Origin of the sequence: Streptomyces montanus, from assembly GCF_005786655.1 — a bacterium.
GTDB classification, from domain to species: Bacteria; Actinomycetota; Actinomycetes; order Streptomycetales; family Streptomycetaceae; genus Streptomyces; species Streptomyces sporangiiformans.
Window position 1 is genome coordinate 1 of record NZ_VBZC01000123.1, and the last position, 10,645, is coordinate 10,645.

At 68.8% G+C, this 10,645-nt stretch carries 10 protein-coding genes; 4 read left to right on the forward strand and 6 right to left on the reverse strand.

Features of this window, described 5'->3' with window-relative positions; genetic code table 11:
* The first annotated feature begins 255 nt into the window (after positions 1 to 255).
* Entirely contained in the window at positions 256 to 822 is a 567-nt protein-coding gene (locus FE633_RS46135; protein WP_138051136.1) for a DJ-1/PfpI family protein, read from the forward strand.
* A 60-nt stretch (positions 823 to 882) separates the two neighbouring features.
* Here FE633_RS46135 and FE633_RS46140 read toward each other — a convergent pair whose 3' ends face one another.
* Positions 883 to 1,548: an HAD family hydrolase gene (locus FE633_RS46140; protein ID WP_138051137.1), complete on the reverse strand. Its 666-nt coding sequence runs from the start codon at positions 1,546 to 1,548 to the stop codon at positions 883 to 885.
* A gap of 46 nt (positions 1,549 to 1,594) precedes the next feature.
* Positions 1,595 to 2,110: a DUF6912 family protein gene (locus FE633_RS46145; RefSeq protein WP_138051138.1), complete on the reverse strand. Its 516-nt coding sequence runs from the start codon at positions 2,108 to 2,110 to the stop codon at positions 1,595 to 1,597.
* A 320-nt stretch (positions 2,111 to 2,430) separates the two neighbouring features.
* On the opposite strand from FE633_RS46145, the gene FE633_RS46150 reads away from it, so the two are divergent.
* Positions 2,431 to 3,102, forward strand: a complete 672-nt coding sequence (locus FE633_RS46150; RefSeq protein ID WP_138051139.1) for an Rv3235 family protein — start codon at positions 2,431 to 2,433, stop codon at positions 3,100 to 3,102.
* Between the two features lie 130 nt (positions 3,103 to 3,232).
* On the opposite strand, the gene secA is transcribed toward FE633_RS46150, so the two are convergent.
* The gene (gene secA, locus FE633_RS46155) at positions 3,233 to 6,043 is read right to left on the reverse strand and encodes a preprotein translocase subunit SecA (RefSeq protein WP_138051140.1); all 2,811 of its coding nucleotides are present in this window, start codon (positions 6,041 to 6,043) and stop codon (positions 3,233 to 3,235) included.
* A 233-nt stretch (positions 6,044 to 6,276) separates the two neighbouring features.
* Between secA and FE633_RS46160 the strand changes: the two genes are divergently transcribed.
* Positions 6,277 to 6,855, forward strand: a complete 579-nt coding sequence (locus FE633_RS46160; RefSeq protein ID WP_138051141.1) for a GNAT family N-acetyltransferase — start codon at positions 6,277 to 6,279, stop codon at positions 6,853 to 6,855.
* A 52-nt stretch (positions 6,856 to 6,907) separates the two neighbouring features.
* Complete coding sequence (locus FE633_RS46165) at positions 6,908 to 8,110, forward strand: winged helix-turn-helix domain-containing protein (RefSeq protein WP_138051142.1); 1,203 nt, start codon at positions 6,908 to 6,910, stop codon at positions 8,108 to 8,110.
* Between the two features lie 66 nt (positions 8,111 to 8,176).
* Here the strand turns inward: FE633_RS46165 and FE633_RS46170 are convergent, their stop codons facing one another.
* From FE633_RS46170 to FE633_RS47670, 3 genes are all read right to left on the reverse strand, one after another.
* On the reverse strand, positions 8,177 to 8,923 hold the full coding sequence (locus tag FE633_RS46170) for a response regulator (RefSeq protein ID WP_138051143.1): 747 nt from the start codon (positions 8,921 to 8,923) through the stop codon (positions 8,177 to 8,179).
* Between the two features lie 206 nt (positions 8,924 to 9,129).
* A complete protein-coding gene (gene hpf, locus FE633_RS46175; protein WP_425473335.1) occupies positions 9,130 to 9,822 on the reverse strand; it encodes a ribosome hibernation-promoting factor, HPF/YfiA family in 693 nt (230 codons plus the stop codon).
* Between the two features lie 316 nt (positions 9,823 to 10,138).
* Positions 10,139 to 10,645: ComF family protein (locus tag FE633_RS47670; RefSeq protein ID WP_212747357.1), on the reverse strand; the 507-nt coding region annotated here is incomplete at its 5' end.

Consider the following 10,645-nt stretch of genomic DNA (forward strand, 5'->3'; position numbering starts at 1 on the left):
GCCGGTGCGTCATCGGCCGTCGCTTACAGCCTGTCTCAGGAAACCCGTGCCTACTTACCAGGCCACGGTCGTATGCCCCCGCGGCGACGGGCGGACGCACCGGCACACGCCCCCGACCCACCCACCACCGGCAGCGCAACCCCGGTCAACCGCCGGAGGCGCCCGGCCCTCTTGCCAAAGGCTCGCCGTAGAGGCACGTTGGGCGAGACGGATCCCGGCGAATGCGAAGGATCCCGGCGAAAGGAACGGAGCGCCATGGCTGTGAAGATCCTGATCGTCACCGGAGACGCCGCGGAATCGCTGGAAGTCCTGTACCCGTACCAGCGCCTGCGCGAAGAGGGCTACGAGGTCCACATCGCCGCCCCCACCCGCAAAAAACTCCGCTTCGTCGTCCACGACTTCGAACCCGGTTTCGACACCTATACCGAGAAGCCCGGCTACACCTGGCCCGCCGACCTGGCCTTCTCGGAGGTCGACCCCGGCCAGTACGCGGCCGTGGTGATCCCCGGCGGACGAGCCCCGGAGTACCTCCGCAACGACCCGGAACTCCGCAAGATCCTTAAGTCCTTCTTCGACACGGACAAGCCCATCGCCCAGATCTGCCATGGCCCCCTGCTGACCGCGGCGGTCGACGGCCTCCGCGGCCGCCGCGTCACCGCCTATCCGGCCCTGGAACTGGATATGCAGGCAGCCGGCGCCACCTTCCAGGACGCCGAGGCCGTGGTCGACGGCACCCTGGTCTCGTCGCGCGCCTGGCCGGACCACTCCCGCTGGATGCGGGAGTTCCTCACAGTCCTACGAGCGAAGGCCCCCGCGACCTGACACCTGCGCCCCCACAGACGGCGCCCCGGGGGCACCGATCACGCACCGATCACGCACCCGTCACGCCGCCAACCGCTCCGCCTCCGCGACCGCCTCCTCCAAGCTGTCCACCACAGGCACCCCCACCGATTCAAGACTGGCCCGGCTGTGCGACCCCCCGGTGTAGAGCACGGCCCGCGCGCCCACATACCGCGCCGCGACCGCGTCGTCCGCTGCGTCCCCGATCACCACCGTACGAGCGGGCTCCACCCCGGCCAGCGCCTTGACATGACGCACCATGTGTTCGGCCTTGCTGCCCCCGGACGGCCCGGTCCGCCCGTCGACCCGTATGAAGTGGGTCTCGATCCCGAACCTCCGCACCAGCGGGACGAGTTCGTCGTGCCCGTACATGCTCAGAATCGACTGGCTGCGCCCGGCCGACACCCACTCGGTGAGCAGCCCCGGAACCCCGGCGGCGAGCTCGCACCTCACCCGGTGCTCCGCGTAGTACCGATGGAAGGTCTCATCCATGACCTCCCACTCCTCGTCCGTGGGCAACCGCCCCATCAGTCTCTCGTAGAACCGCGGCACCGGCACGCAGTACAGCTCCCGGTACTGCTCCAGCGTGATCGGCTCCAGCCCCAACTCGACGAACGCCGCGTTCGTCGCCCCGATGACTGCCTCATTGTCGTGGAACAGGGTCCCGTTCCAGTCCCAGACGATGTGCGCTGCTCCGTACTTCCCCATGCCAGAAAAGTACCCGCCCGCACTGACAACGACCGTGAGACGAACCTCAGTCCCCGAGCCCCACCAGGTTCGGAATCTCCTGCGTGGCGAACCACAGCAGCTCATGGTCCTCGGCCCCGTCCACGACGAACTGCGCGTCGTCGTCGCCCGTGTCCGCCGCGCCCAGCGCGTCCGCCGCCGCCGAGACATCGGTCTCGGCCTCGACGGAGTCGACGTGTACGGCCGCGGCCCTGGCGAGCTGCACGGGCCCACCGACCCGCACCTCTCCGAGCGCGGCGGGGTCGAGTCCCCGGTCGGGATCGGCGACCGCCGCTCCGTCCGGGACATCGACGGCGACGACGACCCGCCGACGCACGGCCTCCGGGTCGAGCGCGAGCAGCCGCAGCGAGGCGAGCGCGGCCCGGTTCAGCGCCGCGTACTCCAACTCCTCGATGTCGTCGGACAGATACCACTCACGCAACGCGGGCGTGACGGCGTGCGCGACAAAGGGCCCTGCCCCGAGCTCACCCGTCTTGTACGCCTCGGCGAGACCGGAGAGGGTCAGGGGGACGTAGACGCGCATAGCTGGCCGCTTTCGTAGTCGGAGGAGTCCGAGGAGGGCGCTCCCGCGCCTCCGGGAGGACCTTCAGGATACGTGCGGGAGTCCCCTTTCGGGTCCGGGCCGCCCCGCCCATGACGTCAACCGCCCGGCGCGCTCCTCACCCGGTACAGCCCGGCCCCGCCAAGCCTCCCGCCCTCCCCCGCCACCCTGATAGGTGAAGGTTTCCGGCCGCCCGGCGCGCGGCCGGTGTCCTTGCGGCCGCCCCCTCCGGCCTCGTACAAGATCCCCGACAGGAAGTTACTGCCCGGTATCAGCCGGGCTCACCGACTGGGGACAACGCCATGAACAAGGTCATGACCCGGACGAGGCGCTACCCGGGCACCCGCCCGCCGGGCCGCCAGGACACCCGCCGACCGGCCGGACCCGCCCCGCGCACCACCGCCCCGCGCACCACCGCCCCTCGCACCACTGGCCCGCGCACCACACCGCTCAGGGGCACACCCGTCGGCACGCCCCAGACCGAGAGCACACCCCAGACCGAGAACACACCTGAGCCGACGCCCACCGACAGCGCCCCTGACACGAGTCCGGGCGCGCGCTCAACCGTCACGGCAGGGCGCGGGAGCCCATCCCGCACGACGCCCTGTGAGGGCCCGCTCGCGACACCACCGCAGCCACGCCCCACCGACCTCTTCGCCGACCGCCTCCTAGCCGTCCTCAGCGGCCAGCGCCCCGTTCATTGCATGCTCCGGCACACCGCGGGCCGGGCCTATGACGAACTGGCGTGGCTCGCCGAACGTGGCCCCCTGCGCGCCCGGGGCACCCGCCCGGTCGTCCGCGACATCGGCTACTACGTGCCCCGCGCGGGCGCGATCGAGGCCTTCGCCCGTATCGGCGCGGGTGACCAGCTCCGCGCCATGGCCTTCCGCCTGGAGAAGGGCCAGGACCTCCGCTGGCGCTGCACGGCGGTGGAACTGGGCGGCGCCCGCATGCCACGTACGGACGACGACTGAACCGTACGCACCCCAGAACAGCCCGAAGGGCCGGGCACCCCAGGTGCCCGGCCCTTCGAAGACCACGCCGATCTCGAAAATCACGCCGATCTCGCCCGTGGCGGGAGGAAGACCCCCGCGGAGCGGACCGTCACTTCTTGCGGCGCCGCCCGCCCTTCTGCTGCTTACGGCGCTCCGCGCGCGTGAGGCCGTCCGACTCCGAGCGCACCGGCTCGTCGTCGCTGGCGAAGTCGCCCTCGACAACGCCGCCTTCGCCGTCCACGGTCGGCGCGGAGAAGTGCAGGCGGTCCGGCCGCTGCGGGGCGTCGAGGCCCTTGGCGCGGATCTCCGGACGGGCGCCCGCCGGCACCGTGTCCTCCTTCTTGTCGAGCGACGGCTTCGCGTCCTCGACCGGGACCTCCTCGACCTGCTGCTCGACCTGGACCTCCAGGTTGAACAGGTAGCCGACGGACTCCTCCTTGATGCCTTCCATCATGGCGGTGAACATGTCGAAGCCCTCGCGCTGGTACTCGACCAGCGGGTCCTTCTGGGCCATCGCGCGCAGGCCGATGCCCTCCTGGAGGTAGTCCATCTCGTAGAGGTGCTCGCGCCACTTGCGGTCCAGGACCGAGAGGACGACCCGGCGCTCCAGCTCCCGCATGATCTCGGAGCCGAGCTGCCCCTCACGCGACTCGTACTGCTCGTGGATGTCGTCCTTGATGGACTCGGAGATGAACTCGGCGGTGAGACCCGCGCGGTCGCCCGCCGCCTCCTCGAGCTCCTCGATGGTGACCTTCACCGGGTAGAGCTGCTTGAAGGCGCCCCACAGCCGGTCCAGGTCCCACTCCTCGGCGAAGCCCTCGGCGGTCTCGGCGTCGATGTACGCGTCGATCGTGTCGTCCATGAAGTGCTGGATCTGCTCGTGCAGGTCCTCGCCCTCCAGAACGCGGCGCCGCTCTCCGTAGATGACCTCACGCTGCCGGTTGAGGACCTCGTCGTACTTGAGGACGTTCTTCCGGGTCTCGAAGTTCTGCTGCTCGACCTGCGACTGCGCGGACGCGATCGCGCGCGTGACCATCTTGTTCTCGATCGGGACGTCGTCCGGCACGTTCGCCATCGACATCACGCGCTCGACCATCTGGGCCTTGAACAGCCGCATCAGGTCGTCGCCGAGCGACAGGTAGAAGCGGGACTCGCCGGGGTCGCCCTGACGGCCGGAACGACCGCGCAGCTGGTTGTCGATACGACGCGACTCGTGCCGCTCGGTGCCCAGCACGTAGAGCCCGCCGAGGTCCTTGACCTCCTCGAACTCGGCCTGCACCGCCTTCTTGGCCCTCTCCAGGGCGGCGGGCAGCGCGGCGGCCCACTCCTCGATGTGCTCCTCGGGGTCGAGGCCGCGCTGACGCAGCTCCGCCTCGGCGAGGTCTTCCGGGTTGCCGCCGAGCTTGATGTCCGTACCACGGCCGGCCATGTTCGTGGCGACGGTGACGGCACCCTTGCGGCCGGCCTGGGCGACGATCGTCGCCTCACGGTCGTGCTGCTTGGCGTTCAGCACCTCGTGCTGAATGCCCCGCTTGCTGAGCTGCTGCGAGAGGTACTCGGACTTCTCGACCGAGGTGGTGCCGACGAGGATCGGCTGCCCCTTCTCGTGCTTCTCGGCGATGTCGTCGACGACGGCGTCGAACTTGGCGACCTCGGTGCGGTAGATCAGGTCCGACTGGTCCATGCGGACCATCGGCTTGTTGGTCGGGATCGGGACGACACCGAGCTTGTAGATCTGGTGGAACTCGGCCGCCTCGGTCATCGCCGTACCGGTCATGCCGCAGAGCTTGCGGTAGAGGCGGAAGAAGTTCTGCAGGGTGATCGTGGCGAGGGTCTGGTTCTCGTCCTTGATGTCCACCCCTTCCTTCGCCTCGATCGCCTGGTGCATGCCCTCGTTGTAGCGGCGGCCGGCGAGGATACGGCCCGTGTGCTCGTCGACGATCATGACTTCGCCGTCGATGACGACGTAGTCCTTGTCCTTCTTGAAGAGCTCCTTGGCCTTGATGGCGTTGTTCAGGTAGCCCACCAGCGGGGTGTTCACCGACTCATAGAGGTTGTCGATGCCCAGCCAGTCCTCGACCTTGGTGACGCCCGACTCATGGATGGCTACGGTGCGCTTCTTCTCGTCGACCTCGTAGTCACCGGTCTCTTCGATGCCCTTGAGGGTGTTGCCCGCCTCGCCCTTCTTCAGGCGCGTGACCAGCTTGGCGAAATCGCCGTACCACTTGGTGGCCTGGTCGGCCGGGCCGGAGATGATCAGCGGCGTACGGGCCTCGTCGACGAGGATCGAGTCGACCTCGTCGACGATCGCGAAGTTGTGGCCGCGCTGGACGAGCTCTTCCTGGGACCACGCCATGTTGTCGCGCAGGTAGTCGAAGCCGAACTCGTTGTTCGTGCCGTACGTGATGTCGCACGCGTACTGCTCGCGGCGCTGGGCCGGCGTCATGTTGGCGAGGATGCAGCCGACGGTCAGACCCAGGAACTTGTGGACGCGGCTCATCAGCTCGGACTGGCTCTCGGCCAGGTAGTCGTTGACCGTGATGATGTGGACGCCGTCTCCGGAGAGTGCGTTCAGATACGCCGGCAGCGTGCCGACCAGGGTCTTGCCCTCACCGGTCTTCATCTCCGCCACGTAGCCGAGGTGGAGGGCGGCACCGCCCATGAGCTGCACGTCGTAGTGGCGCTGTCCGAGGACCCGCTTGGCGGCCTCACGGACGGTCGCGAAGGCCTCCGGCAGCAGATCGTCGAGGCTCTCGCCGTCGGCGTACCGCTCCTTGTACTCATCGGTGAGGGCCCGAAGCTCGGCGTCCGAGAGGTCGACGAAGTCCTCTTCGATGGAGTTGACCTGGTCCGCGATGCGGTGCAGCTTGCGCAGGATCTTACCTTCGCCTGCACGCATGATCTTCGAGAGGACGGACACGGGGGTTTGTCTCCTTGCCGGTCGGGCCTGGGACGGTCGGTTTCCATTTACACAGTGAGCAACGGCCATCGTAAGCGAGGACCCCACCGGGTCGGGAGGTCTGGCCACGACAGCCATGAGGACAACGGACGGGAGATGCCGAAGGTGCCGCATTGTCAAAACGAACGGTAACCGGCACCTCACGCAGAGCAAAAGTGCTGGCTTCGTCGCGGCAACCCGAGCAGACTCAGGCGATGGACCCCGTCACCCTCACGTCCGAGCGACTCCTGCTGCGCCCGGTGGGACCGCACGACACCGACGCCGTGTACGACGCCTGCCAGGACCCCGACATCCAGCGCTGGATCCCGATCCCCTCACCCTATCTGCGTGAGCACGCGGCCGGCTTCACTGAGCAGATGGTGCCCGACGGCTGGGCGGACTCCTCGATGTTCACGTTCGGCGTCTTCCTGCCGGCCACCGGTGAGCTCGTCGGCACGGTCGGCCTCACCATGCGCTCCCTGGGTGCCGCCGAGATCGGTTTCTGGGCGACGAAGCAGCACCGGGGCAACGGTTACATCACCGAGGCCGTGGGCGCCGCGTCCCGCTGGGGCTTCACGGACCTGGCGATCGATCGCGTCGAGTGGCGCGCCGAGGTCGGCAACACGGGTTCCCGCACCGTCGCCGAGCGCGCCGGCTTCACCATCGAGGGCGTCCTGCGCTCCGGCATCAACAACAAGGGGGTACGACGCGACATCTGGATCGCCTCGCTCCTCCCGTCCGACCTGGGGCTGCCGTCGACGGCGCCGTATGTGCCGGCTCCGGAGCGGGACTGAAGCTGTCGCAGGTCAGGGCGGCTTGTCAGTGACACCACTTATCGTGCGGACCATGACGAGTCTGCCGCGCCCCACCGCCGAACTCTCCGCCGACGAGGCCCGACGTATCGCCCTGCGCGCACAAGGATTTCTGGGCGCCCCCGACCGCAGAGGCGGCGTGCGAGGCGTGCTTCGGCGGCTGGGCGCGGTCCAGCTCGACACGATCTCGGTGCTGGCCCGCTCCCACGAGCTCATTCCGTACGCCCGCCTCGGCGCCGTCGGCCGCAAGACCGTGGACCGGGCCTACTGGACGACTGCGTCCGTTGGCGCGTCTCCGGCACGACCCCACGCCTTCGAGTACTGGTCGCACGCCGCCTGCATCCTCCCCGTCGAGGAGTGGCCCCACTTCGCCTTCCGCCGCCGCGCCTACCGCGCGCGCCCGCACTGGAACCACACCCTGCCGGACGGCGCGTACGACCGTGTCATCAAGCAGCTCCGCGCCGAAGGCCCCCTCACGGCCACGGACTTGGGCGGCGCGAAGCGGACCAGCGAGTGGTGGGACTGGTCCGGCGAGAAGGTCGCCGTGGAGCGCGCCCTGATGTACGGCGAGGTGGTGTGCGTCGAGCGGCGCGGCTGGAAGCGGGTGTACGACCTCGCCGAGCGCGCCGTCCCGGACGCCCTGCTCCATGACGAGCTGGACGACGCCGAGTGCCTGCGCCGCCTGGTCCGGCTCGCGGGCCAGGCGCTGGGCGTCGGCACGCGCGCGGACATAGCCGACTACCACCGCCTCAAGGGCGACCAGGTCGACACGGCCATCGCGGACTCGGGCCTGGTCCCGGTGACGGTCGAGGGCTGGTCCAAGCCCGCCTGGGCCGATCCGGCCGCCCTGGAGACGACACCGCGCGGCCGCCACCGTACGACGCTGCTGTCGCCGTTCGACTCGCTGATCTGGGAACGGGCGCGCACGGAGCGGATCTTCGGCTTCACCCACCGCCTCGAGGCCTACGTCCCCAAGCAGAAGCGGGTGTACGGCTACTTCGCGATGCCCGTCCTCGCCGGCGGACGCCTCGTCGGCCGTGTGGATCCCGCACGCGAGGGCCGGACGCTGGTGGCCAAGCAGGTGACTCTGGACGGCCCCAAGGCCGTGCCCGCCGTCGCCCAGGCTCTCGTAGAGGCAGCGGGCTGGGTGGACTGCACGGACGTACGCGTGGAGCGAGTGGACGCCGCGAACCTGCGCGAGCCCTTGGCGAAGGAACTGACCCGTGTGCTGACGTGACCGCCGGCATCGCGCGACTGCCCTGCGGCCGCCGCCGTAGGGCAGCGGCCGCTCCCGGCGAAGGGCTCAGCGGATCTCGAGGATCTTCTCCCGCATCGCGTACACGACAGCCTCCATCCTGGAGTGCAGCTGCAGCTTCTCCAGGATGTTGCGCACATGGTTCTTCACGGTGTTCTCGGAGATGAACAACTCCTTGGCGATATCCCGGTTGTTCATCCCCGTGGCCACGAGCTTGAGGACCTCCAGCTCGCGATCGGTGAGCCGGGGCGCGGGCACCAGGCGCCGCTCGTCGGTGCGCTGGATCATCGACTTGAACTCGGTGAGCAGCTTCGACGCCATCGAGGGGCTGATCTGGGACTGTCCGTCCGCGACGGCGCGAATGGCCGTGGCCACCTCGTCCGTGGAGATCTCCTTGAGGAGATAGCCGGTCGCGCCCGCCTTGATCGCGTCGTAGAGGTCAGCCTCCTCGTCGCTGATCGTCAGCATGATGATCTTCGCGCTCGGAGCCACCTCCTTGATGGAGGTGCACGCCTCGATGCCGCCTCGCTTCGGCATCCGCACATCCATCAGGACGATGTCGGGCAGCAGGTCAGCGGCCTTGTCGACCGCCTCCGCCCCGTCGCCCGCCTCTCCGACGACCTGGATGTCCTCTTCGGCGGCGAGCACGATCTCCAGGCCGCGGCGGAAGAGGGCGTGATCGTCCACGACAAGGACCCGGATCGGCTCCTTGCGTGGAGAGCTCGCGTCCGGGCCCATGCCGACGACGCCGTCGTCGGCATCCTCGTCCTGCATCGGTCCGAAGCTGTCCGCCATGGTTCCTCCCCCTGAAGGCCGTGGCCTGTGTTTCTGCGCCATTGCCAACGCACGGCAACGGCCCACCGGTTGGGGCCGGTACCGCCATGATTTCATGCCCGGACGACAGCGCGGTGACGGAGCGGGGCGCGAGGGGTCGCACACCGGTGCCCCTGGGGGCGCATGTGCGCTCCCAGGGGCACCGGCCCAGTGCTCACCGATCGATCTCAGCCGCCGAGCGTGCCGCCCGCCGAAGGCTTGTGTGCCTGGGCGACCATCGGGTCCGTGCTGAGGTGGATGACGCCGTAGTCGTATGCGTGCCGCCGGTAGACGACACTCGGTTCCTTGGTCTCGGAGTCGACGAAAAGATAGAAGTCGTGCCCCACCAGCTCCATCTCGTAGAGAGCCTGGTCGAGCGTCATCGGAGAGGCGACGTGGGTCTTCTCGCGTACGACGAGGGGGCCCTCCCCCTTCACCTCAAGGGAGCCGATCTTCCTGGTCGGCACGTCCTCGGGCTCTTCCTCGTGGACGATGCTGCCGTTCCCGTTGAGCGTCGCCGCGCCGGGGACGCTGTCAGCGACATCGGCGGCCGAGAGCCTGCCGTTGCCACGACGCGTGCGGCGCTTGTCGTGCTGCTTGCGCAGCCGTGCCTCCAGCTTGTCAGTCGCCAGGTCCAGCGCCGCGTACGCGTCACTGGCCGATGCCTCTGCCCGGATCACCGGACCGCGGGAGTGAAGTGTGATCTCCACTCGGTCGGAACGGTCGGCCTGTCGGGGGTTGGGCTCCTTGGACACCTCGACGTCGAGGCTGATCACCTTGCCATCGAGCTTCTGGATCTTCTCCAGCTTCAGCTTCTCGGCCACGTGCTTGCGGAACCGCTCTGGCACCTCGGTCTTGCGGCCCTTGACGACGATGTCCACGCAGAACTCCGTTCCCGGATCGCTCCGCATCGATGGCGGAGCATCTCCCTTTTGCACCAGACTCCAGCACGTCCCGGAGCCTCGGACTCGGTGACTTCCACCTCCTCCTCCCCCGCAGGCAAGATCTCCACCCCACCGCTACGAGTGATTGCAGAAAACCCGCAGCACGGTATTCGGATATGCGAGGGACGGCGTCCACCATTCCCTCTCAACCCGAACATATCTCGCCCGGACGGATGTCGTCACCCTCTCCTGCGGTGTACCTCCATTCAGGTGAATTGAACCTCTCACCACCTGCAACGACGCAAGATCTCAGTCAGTTCCAGTTTGTTTCGAAAGAGGCTGGACGCGCCGCGACCACGGCCGCACTGATCATGACTCCGGCGCCGTTCGGACCACCCATTCCCACGACCGCTTGCGACCGGCCACCCCCTGCCCCCGTTGCCTGCGACACCTCACCCCCCATCGTTTGCGGCGTGACCCGACCGTAGAAATCGCATATCTGTTCGCATTCGTCGGCCCTCTCCGCGAAAGCGACGCGCAGAGCGCGCGACGCCTCCGCCAGGGATGCTCCCGTCGTCATCAGGTCGTCGACCAGCACCACGCGGGCTCCGCGGCTCATCAGCCGGACGCCCCCGGAGGCCACCTCCAGGGCGCCCGCGAGGTTGTCCAGCCGCTGCCGGGAGTTGAGCCCCGACTGGTCGGCCACGGCACGCCGCTGCCGCAGCACGGCGAGCACCCGGGCCGGCATCCCCGCGCGCCGCAGCTCACCCGCCGCCGCGAGCGCGATCCGCCGCGCCGGGTCGTGTCCCCGCGCCCGCAC

Excerpts from the sequence above, each read along its gene's own strand:
- FE633_RS46135 (WP_138051136.1), top strand. The coding sequence starts at position 256 with ATGGCTGTGAAGATCCTGATCGTCACCGGAGACGCCGCGGAATCGCTG.
- FE633_RS46140 (WP_138051137.1), bottom strand. The coding sequence starts at position 1,548 with ATGGGGAAGTACGGAGCAGCGCACATCGTCTGGGACTGGAACGGGACC.
- FE633_RS46145 (WP_138051138.1), bottom strand. The coding sequence starts at position 2,110 with ATGCGCGTCTACGTCCCCCTGACCCTCTCCGGTCTCGCCGAGGCGTAC.
- FE633_RS46150 (WP_138051139.1), top strand. The coding sequence starts at position 2,431 with ATGAACAAGGTCATGACCCGGACGAGGCGCTACCCGGGCACCCGCCCG.
- FE633_RS46160 (WP_138051141.1), top strand. The coding sequence starts at position 6,277 with ATGGACCCCGTCACCCTCACGTCCGAGCGACTCCTGCTGCGCCCGGTG.
- FE633_RS46165 (WP_138051142.1), top strand. The coding sequence starts at position 6,908 with ATGACGAGTCTGCCGCGCCCCACCGCCGAACTCTCCGCCGACGAGGCC.
- FE633_RS46170 (WP_138051143.1), bottom strand. The coding sequence starts at position 8,923 with ATGGCGGACAGCTTCGGACCGATGCAGGACGAGGATGCCGACGACGGC.